The sequence below is a fragment of the Sphingomonas sp. genome, from assembly GCF_019746665.1.
In the GTDB taxonomy this organism is placed as follows: Bacteria; Pseudomonadota; Alphaproteobacteria; order Sphingomonadales; family Sphingomonadaceae; genus Sphingomonas.
In genome coordinates this window covers 1-18876 of record NZ_JAIERS010000021.1, presented here as the reverse complement: position 1 = coordinate 18876, position 18876 = coordinate 1, and the positions used below count along the sequence as shown (strand labels likewise).

General features: G+C 66.8%; 17 protein-coding genes. 11 read left to right on the top strand and 6 right to left on the bottom strand.

The features are described from left to right. The first annotated feature begins 58 nt into the window (after positions 1-58). Complete coding sequence (locus tag K2X73_RS13190) at positions 59-1840, top strand: diguanylate cyclase (RefSeq protein ID WP_294111559.1); 1782 nt, start codon at positions 59-61, stop codon at positions 1838-1840. Here K2X73_RS13190 and K2X73_RS13185 read toward each other — a convergent pair. From K2X73_RS13185 to K2X73_RS13175, 3 genes are read right to left on the bottom strand one after another with little or no spacing between them, the layout of a single operon-like run. Continuing rightward, complete coding sequence (locus K2X73_RS13185) at positions 1822-2475, bottom strand: DsbA family oxidoreductase (protein ID WP_294111557.1); 654 nt, start codon at positions 2473-2475, stop codon at positions 1822-1824. The genes K2X73_RS13190 and K2X73_RS13185 overlap by 19 nt on opposite strands. Beyond that, on the bottom strand, positions 2472-3164 hold the full coding sequence (locus K2X73_RS13180; RefSeq protein ID WP_294111554.1) for a hypothetical protein: 693 nt from the start codon (positions 3162-3164) through the stop codon (positions 2472-2474). Before K2X73_RS13180 ends, K2X73_RS13185 begins: the two co-directional genes overlap by 4 nt. Beyond that, positions 3161-4345 (bottom strand): toxic anion resistance protein, encoded by a 1185-nt coding sequence (locus K2X73_RS13175; protein ID WP_294111552.1) that lies wholly within the window; start codon positions 4343-4345, stop codon positions 3161-3163. Before K2X73_RS13175 ends, K2X73_RS13180 begins: the two co-directional genes overlap by 4 nt. Positions 4346-4544: 199 nt before the next feature. Here K2X73_RS13175 and K2X73_RS13170 point away from each other — a divergent pair, with 199 nt between their 5' ends. The 3 genes from K2X73_RS13170 to typA all read left to right on the top strand — a co-directional run bounded on the left by K2X73_RS13170 (position 4545) and on the right by typA (position 9009). Then, complete coding sequence (locus K2X73_RS13170) at positions 4545-5084, top strand: heme NO-binding domain-containing protein (protein WP_294111550.1); 540 nt, start codon at positions 4545-4547, stop codon at positions 5082-5084. After that, positions 5072-7078, top strand: coding sequence for an EAL domain-containing protein (locus tag K2X73_RS13165; protein ID WP_294111548.1), 2007 nt, complete (start codon positions 5072-5074; stop codon positions 7076-7078). Before K2X73_RS13170 ends, K2X73_RS13165 begins: the two co-directional genes overlap by 13 nt. A gap of 110 nt (positions 7079-7188) precedes the next feature. Then, positions 7189-9009: a translational GTPase TypA gene (typA, locus tag K2X73_RS13160; RefSeq protein ID WP_294111547.1), complete on the top strand. Its 1821-nt coding sequence runs from the start codon at positions 7189-7191 to the stop codon at positions 9007-9009. A 703-nt stretch (positions 9010-9712) separates the two neighbouring features. Here the strand turns inward: typA and K2X73_RS13155 are convergent. Beyond that, on the bottom strand, positions 9713-11047 hold the full coding sequence (locus K2X73_RS13155; protein ID WP_294111545.1) for an AAA family ATPase: 1335 nt from the start codon (positions 11045-11047) through the stop codon (positions 9713-9715). Positions 11048-11104: 57 nt separating this feature from the next. Between K2X73_RS13155 and K2X73_RS13150 the strand changes: the two genes are divergently transcribed. From K2X73_RS13150 to K2X73_RS13140, 3 genes are all read left to right on the top strand, one after another. Continuing rightward, positions 11105-11260 carry a hypothetical protein gene (locus K2X73_RS13150; protein ID WP_294111542.1) on the top strand — a complete coding sequence of 52 codons (156 nt, stop codon included), beginning with the start codon at positions 11105-11107 and terminating at the stop codon, positions 11258-11260. Positions 11261-11407: 147 nt separating this feature from the next. Next, a complete protein-coding gene (gene folP, locus K2X73_RS13145) occupies positions 11408-12493 on the top strand; it encodes a dihydropteroate synthase (RefSeq protein WP_294111539.1) in 1086 nt (361 codons plus the stop codon). 79 nt (positions 12494-12572) lie between these two features. Continuing rightward, on the top strand, positions 12573-13526 hold the full coding sequence (locus tag K2X73_RS13140) for a manganese catalase family protein (RefSeq protein ID WP_294111538.1): 954 nt from the start codon (positions 12573-12575) through the stop codon (positions 13524-13526). A 47-nt stretch (positions 13527-13573) separates the two neighbouring features. Here K2X73_RS13140 and K2X73_RS13135 read toward each other — a convergent pair whose 3' ends face one another. Next, positions 13574-14806: a dipeptidase gene (locus tag K2X73_RS13135; RefSeq protein ID WP_294111536.1), complete on the bottom strand. Its 1233-nt coding sequence runs from the start codon at positions 14804-14806 to the stop codon at positions 13574-13576. 292 nt (positions 14807-15098) lie between these two features. Between K2X73_RS13135 and yajC the strand changes: the two genes are divergently transcribed. The 4 genes from yajC to K2X73_RS13115 are packed head-to-tail and all read left to right on the top strand — an operon-like array spanning position 15099 to position 18384. Beyond that, positions 15099-15434, top strand: coding sequence for a preprotein translocase subunit YajC (gene yajC / locus K2X73_RS13130; RefSeq protein ID WP_294111534.1), 336 nt, complete (start codon positions 15099-15101; stop codon positions 15432-15434). Beyond that, the gene (gene secD / locus K2X73_RS13125; RefSeq protein ID WP_294111533.1) at positions 15434-17023 is read left to right on the top strand and encodes a protein translocase subunit SecD; all 1590 of its coding nucleotides are present in this window, start codon (positions 15434-15436) and stop codon (positions 17021-17023) included. The genes yajC and secD overlap by 1 nt, the downstream gene beginning before the upstream one ends. A gap of 24 nt (positions 17024-17047) precedes the next feature. Next, positions 17048-18013 (top strand): protein translocase subunit SecF, encoded by a 966-nt coding sequence (gene secF / locus K2X73_RS13120; RefSeq protein ID WP_294111531.1) that lies wholly within the window; start codon positions 17048-17050, stop codon positions 18011-18013. Then, complete coding sequence (locus K2X73_RS13115) at positions 18010-18384, top strand: MTH938/NDUFAF3 family protein (RefSeq protein ID WP_294111529.1); 375 nt, start codon at positions 18010-18012, stop codon at positions 18382-18384. The genes secF and K2X73_RS13115 overlap by 4 nt, the downstream gene beginning before the upstream one ends. Positions 18385-18503: 119 nt before the next feature. Here K2X73_RS13115 and K2X73_RS13110 read toward each other — a convergent pair. After that, positions 18504-18876 (bottom strand): energy transducer TonB (locus tag K2X73_RS13110; protein ID WP_294111527.1); only part of this gene is annotated, 373 nt, incomplete at its 5' end.

Below are 18876 nucleotides of genomic sequence, written 5' to 3'. Positions count from 1 at the left end.
CGGCATCGGCACCGACAACGCCAATAGACGCTTAACCAACGCGTGCTAAACCAATGGGATGCACGCGCCACTTCGCGCCATTGACTCTCAACGCGCCGCCGGCTGGCTCCGGGCGGGAATGGTCGGCCTTGGCTATTTCGCGCTGGCCGCGGCGCTGATCCGGCTGACCAGCTTCGAAGGGGGGCTCGCGGCCCTGTGGGTCGCCTCGGGCCTGTTGACCGCCGAACTCGTGCGCTTGCCGCGCCACCGTTGGGGGCCGACGCTTACCGCCTGCACCCTGGCGAGCGTGCTCGCGACCGGCCTGGTCGGGCTCGGCTGGGCCGTCGCGGTGCCGCTCGCGCTGGTGAACATGACCGAATCGGTGGTCGCGGCGCTGCTGCTGCGGCTGTGGCGGCGGGGCGACGACGCGCTCGATTCGGTCGATGCGGTGATCGGGCTGCTGCTCGCGGCGGCCTGCGCGGCGCTGGTCACGGCGCTACCCGCCGCCGCGCTCAGCGGTCTCGCGACCGGCCGCCCGATGTTCGCCGAGGCATCCGCCTGGCTGCTTGGCCACGGGCTTGGCCAGCTGACCGTGGCGCCGTTCTTCCTGTTGCTGCTGAACGGTGAACTGGGGCTGTGGTGGCGCCAGGCGACGCTGCTGCGGCGGATGGAGGCGGCGGCGCATCTGCTGATGATCGGCGCGGTGAGCGTCATCGTTTTCGGGCAGGCGGTGCTGCCGCTGCTGTTCGTGCCGATCCTGCCGCTGATGCTGGTCACCTTCCGGCTCGAACGCGTCGGCACGACGGTCGCGATCGTCGTTCTCGGGCTGATCGGCGGCATTTTCACCGCGCTGGGACATGGCGGCACTTATGTGATCGGCGGATCGGTCGCCGATCATGTCCGGCTGTTCCAGGGCTATCTGGGGGTGACGGTGTTGACCGTGCTGCCGGTCGCCGCCGAGCTGCGGCTGCGGCGCGCGACGCTCGATCGGCCGGCGGAGAGCGAGGCGCGCTATAAGCTGATCACCGAAAGCGCGACCGATATGATCGTCACGCTCGATGCCGCTGGCGTCGTCAATTATGTCTCGCCCTCGGCGCGCGAGGTGACGGGGTTCGAGCCGGCGGTGATGATCGGCGCGACGCCGGCCGAACTGCCGTGCGGCCCCGACCGGGCGACGATGCAAAAGGCGATCGACGCGGCGCGGGCGCGGCCGGGCGAGCGCTCGGTCGTCGAATATCGCGCCGATCACGCGAGTGGCGAGCGCCGCTGGTACGAGGCGCATACCCGCGCCGCCGTCTCCGGCGGGCGGATCACTGGCTGGGTCTCCACGGTGCGCGACATTTCCGGGCGCAAGGCGCTCGAGGCCCGGCTGGCGCACGCCGCGACCACCGATCCGCTGACCGGGCTCGCCAATCGCCGCAAGTTCGATTCGATCCTCGATCGCCGGATCGAGGCGACCGATGGCGGCTGCATCGCCCTGTTCGACATCGATTTCTTCAAGCGCGTGAACGACGCCCATGGCCATGCGGTGGGCGATCTGGTGCTCGAAACCTTCGCCCGCTCGGCGCTCGCCTGCGTGCGCGCGGGCGATCATGTCGCGCGGCTGGGCGGCGAGGAATTCGGGCTTATCCTGCCCGGCGCGACGATCGAGCAGGCGGCGATGGTGTGCGAACGGGTGCGCGCCGCGGTCGCCGATGCGGTGACGACGACGCCCGGCGGCATCAGCGTGCGGGTGACGGTGAGCGCGGGTTTGGCCGAGATCACGCCCGGCGCCGAGCGCCTGCAACTGATCCGCGCCGCCGACGAAGCGCTCTACCGCGCCAAGGCCAGCGGCCGCGATCGCTATGCGGTGGCGGCTTGAGCCTGGGTTAGCTTGCGGATCACCCGATCGAAGACCTCGACCGGCTGCGCGCCCTGCACGAGATAGCGATCGTCGAAGATGATCGACGGCACCGCCGCGATGCCTTGGGCGTGCCAATATGCCTCGGCCTGGCGCACGGCATCGGCATGGGCGTCACTCGCCAGGATCGCCGCCGCCTCGGCGCGATCGAGTCCGCTTTCGCCGGCGGCGGCGACCAGTTGATCCGGGTCGCTGATATCGGCGCGATCGGTGAAATAGGCGCGGAACAGCACGTCCTTCAGCGCCGCCTGTCGGCCAGCGCCGCGCGCCCAGTCGAGCAGCCGGTGCGCATCGAAGCTATTGTAGATACGGCTGCTAGCATCGCCGTTCATGGCGAAGCCAAAGGCTGCCGCCGCGTCGCGGATACGCTGGCGGTTGTTGGCTGACTGCTCCGGCGTCGCCCCATATTTTTCGGCGACATGCTCGACGACATTCTGCCCTTCGCGCGGCATCGCCGGGTTGAGCTCGAAGGGGTGGAAAACGATCTCCGCCGTCACCGTGGGATGCTGCGCCAACGCCGCGCGCAACGCGCCGAGCCCGACCACGCACCACGGGCAGACGATGTCCGACACGAAATCGATCTTCAATCGCGTCATGCCTCGTCGCCGCGATACTTGATTTCCAGGAACCGCCCGCGCGTCGCCAGCGCGTCGAGATCGCCCTGCGCCAGTTCCTCGGTCATCGCGCCGATCTCGTCCTCGATCAGCTTCAGCCCTTCGACCAACTGCGCGTCGGGCGTCTTGCCGTTGCGCTCGACCCGGCGCAGCTCCTTGGGCACCGCCTGATAGCCTTTCACGAACTCGGGCAGCTGCTCGCCCACCAGCTTGCGCACCTCGGCGGCCGCCGGCGCCTCCTCGGGCAGGCGTTCGAGCTGGCTGGCGAGCGTGTCGAGCTTCAAGGAAATCCCGTCGAGCAGCGATACCGCCGGCGCGGGGAGCGCGGGGCGCTGGGTCGCGAGCCAGCGGTCGGTCTGCGCGGGCAGCGCCTTCAGCGGCACCGCGGCGAGCTTTTCAGGGGTGGGCGGCGCCTGGGTGGGCGTCGCCATCAGCACGAAGCTGACGACCAGCATCAGCATCACCGCCGCCACCCAGCCGAGCGGGCCGAGCAGCCCGAACAGGCTCGCCCCGATCGCCGCCGCCAGGATCAGCGCGTCGGCGACGAGCGCGCGCTGCAGCCGCCGCCCGGTCTCGCGCTGGCGCTCGCGCAGTTGCGCGCCCTGGCGCGCGCGGCCGGTACGTTCGAGCAGGTCGCGCGCGCGTTCGATCTGGCGATCGGTTTCGCTCAATTCAGCGCCTCGAGCTTGATCGCGTCGGCACCCGCATTCTGCGCGGCGCCCTCGGCGCGGGCGATATAGCCCTTCGATTTCTCGACCTCGTTCGACAGCGTGTTGACCGTGGTCTTCATGCTGTCGAGCGCCTTCAGCTTGAAGCTGTCGATCGCGTCCATCGTGTCATAGATGTTCTGGAAGGCGCGTTGCAGCGTTTCGACCGGGATGGTCGCGCTCGCCGCCTGTTCGTGGATCGTCGCGGTCTGCGATTTGAGCAGCTGCCCGGTCGAATCGATGATGTTGGCGGTGGTGGTGTTGAGCTGGGTGATCTGCTCCAGCACCAGCTTCTGGTTGGTGAGCGCCTGCGCGACCGTCACCGCCGTGCGCAGCGCCGAGACGGTGGTGGTGGAGGCGCGATCGACGCCCTTCACCAGCTCGACATTGTTCTTCTTGACCAGATCGAGCGCGAGATAGCCTTGCACCGTCACCGCCATTTGGGTGAGCAAGTCCTGCACGCGCTGGCGGACGTAGAACAGCGCCGATTCGCGGATCGCCTTGGCCTTGGCCGGGTCGGTCGCGTCGAGCTCGTTCGCCTTGTCCTCCAGCCGCGCGTCCATCGTCTTGGCCATCACGATCATCTGTTCGAGCCGGCCCATCGCCGTCCACAGATTGGCGCGTTCGGTGTCGATCGCGGCATTGTCCATCAACAGCTCGTCCTTGCCGCTTTGCAGCGACTTCAGGATCGCGGCGATGTGCTGCTGCGACGACTTATAGCTGTCGAAATAATTGCGCATCGAATTGCCGAAGGGAATCAGGCCGAAGATCTTCTTCGGCGCCATCATCTTCTTGCCGGGATCGAGATCCTCGATCGTGCGGCGCAATTGCGCGAGATCGGCGCCGACGCCCGATTCCTGGTCCATCGCGCGCACCGGGCGATCGAGGAAGCGGTTCGATTGGCTCGCCGCGTCGCGGATTTCCTTCTGACCCATCGCGCTGATCGAATCGACGCGCTTGCCGAATTCGGGCGAATTCACGTCCTGCGCCACCAGATCGGCGATGAACGCGTCGACCCGCTCCTCCAGCTTGGTGCGGGTGGCGGTGTCGACCGGTACCAGCCCGGCGGCCTTTTCGGGCGCCACGGCGGGCACCGGATCGGGCGGGGTGAGCACCAGTTGCGCGGATTGAACCTCGGTCGCCATGCTTGTTCCTCCCGGATTGACTCATGCCGTGCCGCCGGCAACGGATCAACCGTCTTGCTCATATAAGACGCTTCGCGCCCGGGGCCAACGGCTTACCCGATCCGGGCCGAAAGCGCCCGACGATTGCAATTCATTAATCGAACCTGCGGCAAAAGCGGGTCGCGCGATGTAAAAATGGTCAAGTCGAGCGGCGGGGACGATGAAAGGCATTATCTTCAACTTGCTTGAAGAAGCGGTGATCGATCAGTTCGGCGACGGGGTGTGGGACGATCTGATCGAAGCCTCTGGCGCGCGCGGGGCCTATACCTCGCTCGGCTCCTATCCCGATGCCGAGGCGGTCGCGCTGGTCGGCGCCGCCGCGACCGCGCTCGACAAGCCGGCGGCGGACATTCTGCGCTGGTTCGGCCAGACAGCGATGCCGCGCTTCGTCGATCGTTACCCTGCGCTGTTCACGCCGCACCAGAATGCGCGCGATTTCCTGCTGGCGCTGAACACCATCATCCACCCGGAAGTGCACAAGCTCTATCCCGGCGCGGTGTGCCCGCATTTCCGCTATCAATCGGCGGAGCCCGACCGGCTGCAGCTGGGCTATACCAGCCCGCGCCGGCTGTGCGCGCTCGCCGAAGGGCTGATCCTGGGCGCCGCCGCGCATTATGGCGAGACGGTCTCGGTCAGCCAGAGCGCCTGTATGCACGAGGGCGCGCGCGCCTGTGCGCTGGAGGTGCGATGGGTGTCCTGACGCCTGACGCCTTCGAGCACGCGCTCGGCGATACCCCGCAGCGGCGGCTGGACCGGCTCGAACGGCGGCTGGCGCGCGAGCGTGCCGCGCGGCTGGAAGCGGAGGCGATCGCCGAAGCCGGGCTGCGCCGCGCCTATCTGGCGCAGCAGCGGATCGAACTGCTTCAGCGCGTCGCCGCCAAGGCCAATGAAGCCGCCGACACCGGCGAGGCGCTGCGCTTCGCCGTGCGCGAGATTTGCGACGCGACCGGCTGGGTGTTCGGCAATGTCTATCTGGTCGATCCGCAGGCGCCGCACCGGCTGATACCCGCCGATGCCTGGCACGCCGACGATCCCGACGCGCTCGCCCCGTTCATCGAGGCGTCGCTGGCGCGGGGTTTCGCGCGCGGCGAGGGCCTGCCGGGGCGGGTGCTGGCAAGTGGGGCGCCGCTATGGCTCGCGGATCTGCAGGCCGACGGCAATTTCCCGCGTCGCCCGGTGGCGACGGCGGTCGGGCTCGCCTCGGCCTTCGCGTTCCCGATCCAGGTCCAGCGCGACGTGACCGGGGTGATCGAATTCTTCGCCCGGTCGCAACTGGCCGAGGACGCGGACATGCTGGCGGCGATGGGCCAGATCGGCACGCAACTCGGCCGGGTGATCGAACGCGAGCGCTTCGCCGCGCAGCTGCTGCACGACGCGCTCCACGATCCGCTGACCGCGCTGCCCAACCGGGCGTTGTTCCAAGACCGCGTGAGCCAGGCGCTCGACCGGCGCGCGCGGCGGGGCGGCGGCGAGGTGGCGGTGCTGTTCCTCGATCTCGACGGGTTCAAGCTCGTCAACGACAGTTTCGGCCACCATGCCGGCGACAGCCTGCTGCAGGCGATCGCCGCGCGGTTGCGCAGCGTGCTCGACGCGCTGCCGCAGGCCGAGGGCTGGCCCGCCTGGACGCTCGCCCGGCTGGGTGGCGACGAGTTCACAATCGTGCTCGACGAGTTCGACCAGCCGGGGCGGGCGAGCGCGGTCGCCGAGCGGCTGCTCGCGGCGCTCGGCGGTCCCTACCGCGTGGCGGGCGGCGAGGTTCACGCCACGGCGAGCATCGGCGTCGCGCTCGCCCAAAGCCAGGGGGTGACCGCGACCGACCTGTTGCGCAAGGCCGATACCGCGCTCTACGAGGCCAAGGCGCGCGGGCGCGGCCAGGTCGCGCTGTTCGACAAGGCGCTGCGCAAGCGGGCGATGGCGCGGCTGCAGACCGAGAATGATCTGCGCTGCGCGCTCGCGCGCGACGAGTTCCGCCTGCTCTACCAGCCGATCGTTGACATGAAGAGCAACCGCGTCTCGGGCTTCGAGGCGCTGCTGCGCTGGCGGCGCGGCGGTGGCGAAGTGGTGGGGCCGGGGCAGTTCATCGGCGTGGCGGAGGAGACCGGGCTGATCGTCGCGATCGGCAACTGGGTACTGCGCGAGGCCTGCGCCGCCGCCGCCACCTGGAACCGCACCCATCCCGCGCCGCCGGTGTCGATGAGCATCAATGTCTCGCCGCGCCAGTTCCTGCTGCCGGGCTTTACCGAGATCGTCCACCAGACGCTGCGCGAAACCGGGGTGCCGCCCGCGCTCGTCACGCTGGAGATCACCGAATCGATCGCGATCGCCAATCCCGACCGCGCGATCGAGATCATGCGCGATCTGCGCGGGCTGGGGGTGAAGATCGGGCTTGACGATTTCGGCACCGGCTATTCCTCGCTCGGCCACCTCCACCGCTATCCCTTCTCGACGCTGAAGCTCGACCGCAGCTTCGTTCAGGACCTGTGCGACCCGCGCAACCGCACCTCGCCGGGAATCGTCCGCGCGGTGCTCGATCTCGCGCAGACGATGAAGCTGTCGGTCGTCGCCGAGGGGATCGAGACGAGCTGCCAGCGCCGCCAGCTCCGCGAGCTGGGCTGCCAGTTCGCGCAAGGGTTCCTTTATGCCGAGCCGCTGACCCCGGAAGCGGCGAGCGCGCTGATCGCCCGGCACCGCTAGCCCGGCCGGGAACGCGCCGGCGTCGCCATCAAAACGCACCCGCCCTTTCCGCGGCGCGGCAATTGCGCTAAGGGCGCGCCCGAACGCTTCTCCCCAGGACAAATTTTCGCATGAATCTGCGCAATATCGCCATCATCGCGCACGTCGATCATGGCAAGACCACGCTTGTTGACCAGCTGTTCCGCCAATCGGGCACCTTCCGCGACAATCAGCGGGTCGAAGAACGCGCGATGGATTCCAACGATCTGGAGAAGGAGCGCGGGATCACCATTCTCGCCAAATGCACCAGCGTCGAATGGGAAGGCACGCGGATCAACATCGTCGACACGCCCGGCCACGCCGATTTCGGCGGCGAGGTGGAGCGCATCCTGAGCATGGTCGATGGCGTGATCCTGCTGGTCGACGCCGCCGAAGGGCCGATGCCGCAGACCAAGTTCGTCACCGGCAAGGCGCTCGCTTTGGGCCTGCGCCCGATCGTCGTCGTCAACAAGATCGACCGCAGCGACGCGCGCGTGCAGGAAGTGCTGAACGAGGTGTTCGACCTGTTCGTGACGCTCGAGGCCAATGACGATCAGCTCGATTTCCCCGTGCTCTACGCCTCGGGCCGCAACGGCTATGCGAGCGAGGACGCCGAGGCGCGCGAGGGTACGCTCGCGCCGTTGTTCAACCGCATCGTCGCGCATGTGCCGGCGCCGCAAGTCGATCGCGACGCGCCGTTCACTTTCCTGGTGACGCTGCTCGATCGCGACAATTTCCTGGGGCGCATCCTCACCGGCCGCGTCGCCTCGGGCGTGGTGAAGCTCAACCAGGCGATCCACGCGCTCGATCGCGACGGCCGCGTGCTCGAGACCGGCCGCGCCTCCAAGCTCCTCGCCTTCCGCGGGCTTGAGCGGGTGCCGGTGGAAGAAGCCGAGGCGGGCGACATCATCAGCCTCGCCGGCTTGACCGTCGCGACCGTCGCCAACACCATCGCCGACACCAGCGTCTCGACCCCGATCAAGGCGCAGCCGATCGACCCGCCGACGCTCTCGATGCGCTTCGCCGTCAACGACAGCCCGATGGCCGGGCGCGAGGGCAGCAAGGTGACGAGCCGCCTGATCCGCGACCGCCTGTTCCGCGAGGCCGAATCGAACGTCGCCATCCGCGTCACCGAAAGCGAGGACAAGGATTCGTTCGAGGTGGCCGGGCGCGGCGAACTCCAGCTCGGCGTGCTGATCGAGACGATGCGCCGCGAGGGGTTCGAGCTGGGCATCAGCCGCCCGCGCGTGCTGTTCCGCGACGGCGAGCAGGGCCGCGAGGAGCCCTATGAAACCGTCGTGATCGACGTGGACGAGGAATTTTCCGGCACCGTCGTCGACAAGATGAACCAGCGCAAGGCCGAGCTGACCGACATGCGCCCCTCGGGCGGTGGCAAGACGCGCATCACCTTCTCCGCCCCCTCGCGCGGGCTGATCGGCTATCACGGCGAGTTCCTGTCGGACACGCGCGGCACCGGCATCATGAACCGCATCTTCGAACGCTATGGCCCGTATAAGGGCCTGATCGAGGGGCGGAAGAACGGCGTGCTGATCTCCAACGGTTCGGGCGAGGCCAATGCCTATGCGCTCAACTCGCTGGAGGAGCGCGGCATCCTGATGGTCGGCCCCGGCGAGCCGTTGTACGAAGGCATGATCATCGGCGAGAACGCCAAGCCCGACGACCTTGAAGTCAACCCGATGAAGGCGAAGCAGCTGACCAACTTCCGCGCGAGCGGCGGCAAGGACGACGCGATCCGCCTGACCCCGCCAAGGAAGCTGACGTTGGAGCAGGCGATCGCCTATATCGACGACGACGAGATGGTCGAGGTGACGCCGAAGTCGATCCGGCTGCGCAAGAAGTTTCTTGACCCGCATGAGCGGAAGAAGGCGAAGCGGGGGGCTGAGGCGGCTTGAGGGAATAAAGTTAGCGTTATAACGATTTTGGCGATCTCAGTAAGTTGGGTTCAGACTATGCAGCCTAAGCTAACAAGGGCTCGCTCGACCTCTGACTCGAACTTTTGATAGGAAATTGATTGGCTCAGTGAACTTAGATCTTGTCGTTGGGCTACGGCTGACGCTAGTTGCGGGATATCTGCAGGCCCCCGACGCCCTCGAACTTGCGAAATAATTTGTCTTAAGGAGGACTTTGGATCGACAAGCTTTTCGGCTTCCCGAGCATTTCTAGGAAGCCCTAGGCCAGCGAGATCACCGCGATAACCCAAGGCATCGCAAACGGCCCGTAGATCAGCTAGTATCCACGCTTCTGTCTCATGTCGCGGCGCCATTATGACGCAGCGTTCCGGGATAAAACCGCAAAGCTGCTGTGCAGCGGTCCGGTAATCATCCGATCGCCTGGGCATTGCCGCTTCCAAAGCCCTCCCGCCGGTATCGGCGTGGATGTAGACGATGTGAAACGCGTCTCGATCCCGGCATATGTCAGCAGCAACCTCCTCTGCCCGCCGGCCTGACCTTGTAAAACGCACGGCAGCTGTTTGGGGGACCGTGGCGTCTTGAATACCACGGCGCAGAACGAAATCTTCCATGACTCGTGGAATAAGAACGTCGAAGTAAGCGCGATCCGTCGACCCTTCATGCAAGGCTGCCCAGCTCAAATATATCATGCGGCGTCGACAGACCGTTGTAACAGAGCTTCGATTTCAGAACGTACAAGGTGATTTTCCGGGTTAAACATATCGCCAACAGGCTGAACGCCTGTGCGCATCCGAGTCCTTATCGTTCTACCGGGAGGATTTCGACCGATGACTACAACTGTATCGGCAGCAACTATTTCCTCATCTCTAAGGCACTCCATCACTTTCGGTGAGTGAGTCGCGATGAGAATCTGAAAGGCAGGGTATTTTGGGTCCGTCGAAACTACCGCTGCATCTCTAAGAAACTTAATCAATGCAGATATCCGGCCTTCATGAACGCCGTTTTCAGGCTCTTCAAAACAAAGTGTTCCCTTCCGGTCTGGGTCATTTAGAATTGTCAGCAGTGCTAGCAGTCGTAAAGTTCCATCAGAAATTACTCGAGAGCTGAACGACATGTCATCTGCAAACCGCAAAGAAAAGGCATATTGCCTTTGTAAATTGTCGCTCGAGCTTTCAAGTCTTTTGACAGAGGGAATCAAAGATGAGAGATCAGCGGCAATGTCAGCCAAAATTCCCTCAGGTCTTTGGTGGGAAGCGGTTTCGTCTTTCAAACGGGCTAGCACGGCAGCCAGATTTGATGCGTCAGACTTCAGCAATGGTTCCTCAAAGCGGTCATTTGTCATACGCGCAGCATGAGGGTTTATTTCCAAGAAACTTATATTATATATAGCGTCGCGTAGAGCATAAAGATGAGGAAATTCAGCGGTCGTAATCGTTGATAAGGCAGTCCTTGATGCTTCTTTTAGCGATAAAGTTACAGGCCGACCTCTCTTTTGCCGGCCGTCTTGTCTAACTTCAATAGCCTCGCCGGACTCGCTGAGTCTAATAAACGGACTAACTTTTGTGTAATTTACCGATATGTTCTTAAGAATTGCTCTGGCCCGGTCCTCGGCCTTCGACAGAGGGCGACAAAATTCCTTTATCACCTGAACTCTTCGAGGTGAGCCGTCACGACCGTTTTGAAGTCCTAGCTCCAGCTCATAGCGTAGGCGCTGAGCGGGGACGTCGTAACTCGCGCCGAATGCATCTGTACCATGCTTTGGGAGTAGCGCTTCAACGGCAAAGCTCATTTTCGTGGAGGTCTCTTGGGCGGTCCGCCGAAATAGCTCTTCGGGCTCCCCGCGAAGACCTTGCATAGCATGTCGAATGTCGTGCTTAGCTAAGAGAGATAGAAATCGTAGCGCATCAAACAAGTTTGATTTGCCGCTTGCGTTAGGCCCGACAAGAGCTGTAAATGGCTGTAAATTGACTCCAAAGTCTTGAAAACTCTTAAAGCCATCTATCTCGATGCGGGTAATCATACGCTGATAGCCTAAGGTGAATGCTCCGCGTTGGCAACAGAGTCGCCGCGGGAGGGGATGGAAGTATCGACGTCCCCCCTGTCCTACACCCCCACCCGAGCGCATACTCCCGCCCCCAAGCAGGAGAGCCCCACCCACAATCGCACCCCCGTGCCGGCGAGCGAGCGGCCGCCGCAAGGCGCGCGGCGCGCGGTTTCGGGCTGGGGCGGCTGAAGGACCGCGCGGCTGTCTCGTCCGCGTCCTCGCCGAAAGCGCCGCCCGCGCGGGGGAGGGGGGCGACAAGCCGGCGCGCACCGGCGTGCGCGACGGTTGCGGCACGAACCGATTCCCTTTCGCCCGCACACCCCCTAACACACCGCGATGCTCTATCTCCGCCCGATCCGCTTCGCCGATACGCCCGTGGGCGCCGAACCCGTCGCCCGGCTCGCGGGCGGGCTGCTGTGGTTCGCCGCGCTCGAGGTGATCGCGGTCGAGGGCGGGCGGCGGCGCGAGCGGATCGTGCCGGTCGGAGAGTGGGACGCGTTCCTCGCCACGCTCCCGGGCGAGCAGGCCGAGGCGGCGGCGGCGACCTTCGCCCGGCTCACCGCCCCGCGCGCGCCGCTCACGCTCGGTGCCCGTGTGCTGCGCTTCGATCAGCCGCATGTCGCGGGCATCCTGAACGTGACGCCGGACAGTTTTTCGGACGGCGGCAAGCTCCACGACGATCCCGAAGCCGCCGCCGCGCGCGGGTTCGACATGATCGCGGCGGGGGCAAGCCTCGTCGATCTCGGCGGTGAATCGACCCGCCCCGGCGCGCCGCTGGTGTGGGAGGGCGACGAGGTGGCGCGCACCCGCCCGGTGGTCGAGCGGCTGGCGGGCGCCGCCCCGGTCTCGATCGACACGCGCAAAGGCCCGGTGATGGAGGCGGCGCTCGCGGCGGGCGCGGTGATGGTCAACGACATCTCCTCGCTCGCCTGGGATCCGCGCGCGGCCGCGATCGTCGCCGGCGCGGGCGTGCCGGTGGTGCTGATGCACTCCCCCGAGCCCGCCAAGGGCCCGCATGGCGGCCAGGGCTATCGCGACGTGCTGATCGAAGCCTATGATTTCCTGGCGGCGCGCATCGCCTTCGCGGAGCGTGCGGGGATCGACCGCGCGCGGATCATCGTCGATCCGGGCATCGGCTTCGGGAAGACCCTGGCCGACAATCTCGCGCTGCTGAACGGCCTCGCCCTGTTCCACGGGCTCGGCTGCCCGATCATGCTGGGGGCGAGCCGCAAGCGGCTGATCGGCGCGCTCGCCGGGGAGGCGCCGGTGGAGGCGCGGCTCGGCGGCTCGGTCGCGCTCGCGCTGCTGGGGGCGCAGGCGGGGGCGCAGCTGCTGCGGGTGCATGATGTCGCGGAGACGGTGCAGGCGCTGAAAGTCTGGCGCGGGCTGCGGGATGCCGCGCTGACGCCACGCTTGGGCTGAACCCCGCTTCGCCGCGCAACGGGCGCCGCTGCCAGCCGTTGGTACGGCCTTCCCCCTCCCGGAGGCTGTCCCCATGTTCATGCACAACAAGCGTTTGCAATATACCGTGCGCGTCGCCGAGCCCAACCCCGCGCTCGCCTCGCTGCTGCTCGAACAATTTGGCGGCCCCGATGGCGAGCTCGCCGCCGCGATGCGCTATTTCACGCAAGGCCTGGGCGACGAGGACCCCGGCCGGCGCGACCTGCTGCTCGACATCGCCACCGAGGAGCTGAGCCATCTGGAAGTGATCGGTTCGATCGTCGCGATGCTCAACCGCGGGGTGAAGGGGCAGCTTTCCGAAGCCGCGCTGGAGGAGGCCGATCTGTACATGGCGGTCAACGCCGGCGGCGACAGCCATACCCAGTCGATCCTCTATGGCGGCGGGCCGGCGCTCACCAACTCGTCCGGCGTGCCGTGGACCGCGGCCTATATCGACAGCCGCGGCGACCCGACCTGCGATCTGCGCTCGAACATCGCCGCCGAATCGCGCGCGAAGATCATCTATGAGCGGCTGATCAACATCACCGACGATCCCGGCATCAAGGAAGCGCTCGGCTTCCTGATGACGCGCGAGATCGCGCACCAGAAGTCGTTCGAGAAGGCGCTCTACGCGATCCGCGACAATTTCCCGCCGGGCAAGCTGCCGGGGCTCGAGCCCTACGCCAATATGTACGTCAACACCTCGCAGGGCGAGGGCGACCGGACGGGGGCGTGGAACGAGGGGCCGCAGTGGCAGCGGGTCGATGACCTGACGCAATATCTGCCGGTCGATGGCGGCTCGGGCCATGCCGAAGTCCGCCTGCCGCCCGATCAGGACGCGGCGGTCGCGGCGATGGCGGCGCGGCAGATGTCCGACCCCGATTATGATCCGCTGACCGGCGCCGATCTGGGCGCCGGGCCGGGCGCGGGCCGCACCAGCGACGAGGATCATGGCGGCGCGCAGGACATGGCCGACGCCAGGCAGATGGCGCAGGCGCATGAGGGGGTGAAGTAGCGGCGCGTGCCGCCGCTCCCTGTCCGGCGGGGGCGGCGGCGCTGCGGCTATTCCACCAGCGCCGCGGTTCCCGGCGGCATCCCCGCGCTCGCCTTGGCGGTGGCCTCCACCGCCTCGATAACCCGCAGCACGTTCCCCTGGGCGAGCCCGGCCAGTTCGGCGTCGCTCCAGCCGCGTCTCGCGAGTTCCGCGAACAGCGCGGGGTAGCCGTCGACCCCGCCCATCCCCGCCGGGGCATTGCCGGCGATGCCCTCATAATCAGCGCCGATGCCGACCGCGCCCTTGCCGCCCACCCGCGCGATCTGCTCGACATGATCGGCGACGTCGCGCGCGGTCACCACCGGCGCGGGGTGCGCGGCTTCCCAGGCGACGAGCGGGGCAGGGGCCTTGGGGCCATAGATATCGGCCTTCACCCCCACGCTCGCGGCATAGGCGGTGCGCGCCTTGTCCCACGCGGCCCAGGCGTTCGAGACATGGCCTTCATAGAAGCTCACCATCACGACCCCGCCCTTCGCGGCGAGCGCGCGGATCACTTCGTCGGGCATCGCGCGCGGCACGTTGGTGACGGCGCGCGCGCCCGAGTGCGAGGCGATCACCGGCGCGCGGCTGAGCGCGATCGCGGCGATCGCGGTCGCGTCGCTGGTGTGGGAAACGTCGACGATCATGCCGATCCGGTTCATCTCGGCGATCACCGCGCGGCCGAAATCGCTCAAGCCACCGCTGCGCGGCGCGTCGGTCGAGCTGTCCGCCCAGGCGAGGCTCTTGAAGTGGGTGAGGGTGACGTAGCGCACGCCGAGCGCGTGGTAGAGCCGCAGCGCCGCGAGATTGCCCGCGATCTGGTGCCCGCCTTCCGCCCCCATCATGCCGGTGAGCTTGCCCGCGCGCATCCCAGCGCGCAGCTCGGCGGCGGTGCCGGCGAGCGCCATTTGCGGATGCGCGGCGACGATCCGGCGCACCAGGTCGATCTGTTCGAGCGTCACCCGCACCGCTTCGTCGCCATGGAGTTCGGCGGGCACATAGACCGACCAGAATTGCCCGCCGAGATGCCCGGCGCGGGCGCGCGGCAGATCGGTCTGGAACGGATAGGGCAAGGCGGCCGTGCTCTTGGTGAGATCGGGGGGCAGCGTGCTCCCCGCCTCGCGGATCGCCCAGGCGAGATCGTTATGCCCGTCGATCACCGGGCTCGCCGCGAGCACGCGCTCGGCGCGCTGCTCCGGGGTTTGCGCGAGGGCCGGCGTGGGGGCGAGCAGGGCGAGCGCGAGCGTCCATCGGAATGTCATGCGAGTTCCCCTTCGATCGCGGGATAACGCTTCCTTCCTCGCCGTGTCACCCCTCCCTGCAAGGGAGGGGCCGGGGGGTGGGTCGAGCCAGCGCGTTCCCGTTCGGCGCGGCGTGCTTCGGAGCCACCCATCCCAATCCTTCCCTGCAAGGGAGGGGCTTGCGGGTCGCTTCGCCGTCAGCCGAATGGCGCCGGCCACCCGCCCATGTTGCAACCCCGCGCGCTAGATGATAGCGCGCGCCGCTTAACAGGGGGCGGTGCGCGCCGCCGATCCAGCCTTAGAGACTGAAACAATGTTCGCCACCCCAGCCTTTGCCCAAACCGCGGGCAGCCCTGCCGCCGGCGGTTTCGAGGTGTTCCAGACCTTCGTACCGCTGCTTTTGGTGTTCATCGCCTTTTATTTCCTGATGATCCGCCCGCAACAGGGGCGGATGAAGCAGCTGCAAAACGCCATCGCCGCGCTGAAGAAGGGCGATGAAGTCACCACCGCCGGCGGGCTGATCGGCAAGGTGACCAAGGTCGACGACAAGGTCGTCGAGCTGGAGATCGCGCAAGGCGTGCGGGTGAAGGTGATCAAGTCGACCCTCGCCGCGGTGGCGGTAAGCGGCGCCAAGCCGGCGAACGACTGATGCTCGATTTCCCGCGCTGGAAGATCGTCTCGATCCTGCTGCCGCTTATCGTGCTGGTGGCGATCGCCATTCCCAGTTTCGTGCCCGAGAGCATCCTGGCGCGCTACAATCTGCACTCGCCGCGCGTGGCCTATGGGCTTGATCTGGCGGGCGGTTCGTACCTGCTGCTCGAGGCCGAAACCTCGGACATCGCGCAGAGCCGGCTGGAGCAGATGCGCGAGACGGTGATCACCGAACTCGGCCGCGCCAATCCCAAGATCGGCATCGGCGAAGTCTCGATCGCCGGCGGCAAGGTGAGCTTTCTGCTCCGCGACGTGACGCAGGTGGACGCCGCGCGCGAAAAGCTGATGGCGCTGACGACCGGCGCCGGCTTTACCGGCCAGCGCGACTGGAACATCGAGGTGGTCGACAGCAGCCGCTTCGTGCTGACGCCGACCCAGGCCGGGCTCGACCAGGCGGTGAACCGCGCGATGGACGACGCGACCGATGTCGTCCGCCGCCGCATCGACGCGCTCGGCACCAAGGAGCCGACGATCGTCCGCCAAGGCGCCAACCGCATCGTCGTCCAGGTGCCGGGCTTGCAAGACCCCAAGGCGCTGAAGGAGCTGATCGGCAAGACCGCGAAGCTAGAATTCAAGCTGGTCGATCTGAACGCCGATCCGGCGCAGGTGCAGCAGGGCATCGCCCCGCCGGGGAGCCAGGTGCTGCCCTTCGCGAGCGGCCAGGGCGGGCTCGCGGTGAAGCGCCGCGCGATCGTCACCGGCGATCAGCTGATCGACGCGCGCCAATCGAACGATACGCAGACCAACGCACCCAACGTCGTCATCACCTTCGACACCGCCGGCGGCAAGAAGTTCGCGCGGGTGACGCAGGAAAATGTCGGCAAGCCCTTCGCGATCATCCTCGACAACAAGGTGCTGTCGGCGCCCAACATCAACGAGCCGATCCTGGGCGGCACCGCCTCGATCAGCGGCAGCTTCACCGTGCAGAGCGCTAGCGAGCTGGCGATCGCGCTGCGCTCGGGCAAGCTGCCGGTCGCGCTCAAGACGGTGGAGGAACGCACCGTCGGCCCCGATCTCGGCAAGGAATCGATCCGCGCGGGGGTGCTCGCCTCGGTGATCGCGACCGTCGCGGTGATCGTGTTCATGCTCGTCACCTATGGGCGGTTCGGCGTCTATGCGAATATCGCGGTGGTGCTGAACGTGCTCGTCATCCTGGGGGTGATGGCGATCATCGGCGGCACGCTGACGCTGCCCGGCATCGCCGGCTTCGTGCTGACGATCGGCACCGCGGTCGACGCCAACGTGCTGATCAACGAACGCATCCGCGAGGAACGCCGGCGCGGGCGAAGCGTCCTCCAGGCGGTGGAACTGGGCTATAAGGAAGCCAGCCGCACCATTTTCGAGGCGAACGTGACGCACGGCATTTCGGGCCTGATCATGTTGCTGCTCGGCTCCGGCCCGGTGAAGGGCTTCGCGGTGGTGCTGCTGATCGGCATCGCCACCTCGGTCTATACCGCGGTGCTGCTGACCCGCATGTTCGTCGCGCTGTGGCTGAAGGCCAAGCGGCCGAACGAACTGCATATCTAAGGCCCGTATTTTTAAGGAACGCCGATGCGCCTCCTGAAACTCATTCCCGACAACACCAATATTGGCTTCGTCCGGCTGCGTTATTGGGCGTTCGGGCTCACCGCGCTGCTGTCGATCGCGGCGCTCGCCAGCGTGCTCGTCTATCGGCTGAACCTGGGCGTCGATTTCGTCGGCGGGCTGATGATCGAGGAGAAGTTCGCGAGCGAACCCTCGCTCGACAAGCTGCGCGGCTCGATCGAGCGGCTCAACCTGGGCGAGGTGCGGCTGCAGCAGTTCGGCGATCCCAAGACCGTGTCGATCCGCCTGCCCGCGCCCGAAAGCAATGACAAGGCGGCGGCGCAGACCGTGGTGCGCCAGGTGCAGGCGGCGATCGACCGTGAATTTCCGGGCGCGCGCTTTTCCAAGCAGGACGTGGTTTCGGGCAAGGTCTCGAACGAGCTGATCTGGCGCGGCGCGCTCGCGGTGCTGGCGGCGGTGCTCGGCATCGGCCTGTTCGCGATCCTGCGCTTTGAATGGCAGTTCGGCGTCTCCACCGTGGTCGCGATCGTCCACGACGTGCTGATGACACTCGGCTTCTTCGCGATCACCCAATGGGAAGTCGATCTCAACATCGTCGCCGCGGTGCTGACGATCATCGGCTATTCGATCAACGACAAGATCGTGATCGACGACCGTATCCGCGAGAATATGCGCCGCTATCGCAAGATGGACATGCGCGAGATCATCGACCTGTCGGTGAACGAAACGCTGCCGCGCACGGTGATGACCTCGCTGACGATCCTGCTCGCGCTGATCTCGCTGCTGTTCTTCGGCGGGCACGTGCTGCGCGGCTTCACCGCGGCGATGGTGCTCGGCGTGTTCGTCGGCACCTATTCGTCGATCTATGTCTCGTCGTCGCTGCTGATCACGCTCGGCCTGCGCGCCGAGCCCGAACAGACCGCCAAGGCGAACCCGATCGCCGGCGCCGAGCGCGTCAGCCCGCGCGGGTGAAGCTCGCGCGCGAGGCGGCGGGCGCCGGGCCGCTGGTGAGCGGCTTCGCGCGCGGCGGCTTCCGGGTGGATGACAAGATTTTCCTGGGGCTGCTGCTCACGCCGCGCCGCGCCGATGGCTGGGTGCCGCCGGCGGTCGAGGCTTTGGACGACGCCGCGCTGGCCCCTGTGCTGGGGCTCGATCCCGCGCCCGAATTCGTGCTGCTGGGCACCGGCGCGACGCTCGCCCGCCCGCCCGCCGCGCTGACGCAAGCGCTCGCCGCGCGCGACATCGGGCTGGAAGTGATGGACAGCCGCGCCGCCGCTCGTGCCTGGGGGCTGCTGCGCGGCGAGGGGCGCTGGGTGGTCGCGGCGCTCTATCCCTGGGGTTAGGCCGCCGCCTGGCGCCTACCCACCCCCGACCCCTGCCTTGCAGGGAGGGGAGAAGGTTATGATGGCCTCTCCCTGGCAGGGAGGGGTTGGGGTGGGTCGAGGCATCGAGGCAATATCGGCTAGTCGCCCTCCTCCTTCCCCGGCCGGGCGATGAAATCCTGGCGCTCGATCATCGTCGAGCGCACCGGATCGCCGTCCTCGTCGAGCGCGGGGCGATAGCGGTAGCGCTCGCGGATCAGGCGGCAGATCAGCGCGTCGACCTCGGGATAGCCGCTCGACTGGTCGGCGCCGCAGCGGCTTACCCGGCCATCGACCTCGATCGTGTAGCGCAGCTCCATCCGCACCGTGCGCTCCTGGTCGCGCAGCCAATCGGGCAGGTCGCCATAGCGTAGCCGGCCGCGCAGCAGGCGCGGCGGGGTATCTTCGCCGTCGCCATCGCCGCCCTCGCCGCCGCCGCCGCGCCCCCGGCCGGCGCCGCCCGCGCCGGTGCCC

Bases quoted from the DNA above. Each gene is read 5' to 3' on its own strand.
- K2X73_RS13190 (WP_294111559.1), top strand. From the start codon at position 59: ATGCACGCGCCACTTCGCGCCATTGACTCTCAACGCGCCGCCGGCTGG.
- K2X73_RS13185 (WP_294111557.1), bottom strand. From the start codon at position 2,475: ATGACGCGATTGAAGATCGATTTCGTGTCGGACATCGTCTGCCCGTGG.
- K2X73_RS13175 (WP_294111552.1), bottom strand. From the start codon at position 4,345: ATGGCGACCGAGGTTCAATCCGCGCAACTGGTGCTCACCCCGCCCGAT.
- K2X73_RS13170 (WP_294111550.1), top strand. From the start codon at position 4,545: ATGAAAGGCATTATCTTCAACTTGCTTGAAGAAGCGGTGATCGATCAG.
- K2X73_RS13165 (WP_294111548.1), top strand. From the start codon at position 5,072: ATGGGTGTCCTGACGCCTGACGCCTTCGAGCACGCGCTCGGCGATACC.
- typA (WP_294111547.1), top strand. From the start codon at position 7,189: ATGAATCTGCGCAATATCGCCATCATCGCGCACGTCGATCATGGCAAG.
- K2X73_RS13155 (WP_294111545.1), bottom strand. From the start codon at position 11,047: ATGATTACCCGCATCGAGATAGATGGCTTTAAGAGTTTTCAAGACTTT.
- K2X73_RS13150 (WP_294111542.1), top strand. From the start codon at position 11,105: ATGGAAGTATCGACGTCCCCCCTGTCCTACACCCCCACCCGAGCGCAT.
- folP (WP_294111539.1), top strand. From the start codon at position 11,408: ATGCTCTATCTCCGCCCGATCCGCTTCGCCGATACGCCCGTGGGCGCC.
- K2X73_RS13140 (WP_294111538.1), top strand. From the start codon at position 12,573: ATGCACAACAAGCGTTTGCAATATACCGTGCGCGTCGCCGAGCCCAAC.
- K2X73_RS13135 (WP_294111536.1), bottom strand. From the start codon at position 14,806: ATGACATTCCGATGGACGCTCGCGCTCGCCCTGCTCGCCCCCACGCCG.
- yajC (WP_294111534.1), top strand. From the start codon at position 15,099: ATGTTCGCCACCCCAGCCTTTGCCCAAACCGCGGGCAGCCCTGCCGCC.
- secD (WP_294111533.1), top strand. From the start codon at position 15,434: ATGCTCGATTTCCCGCGCTGGAAGATCGTCTCGATCCTGCTGCCGCTT.
- secF (WP_294111531.1), top strand. From the start codon at position 17,048: ATGCGCCTCCTGAAACTCATTCCCGACAACACCAATATTGGCTTCGTC.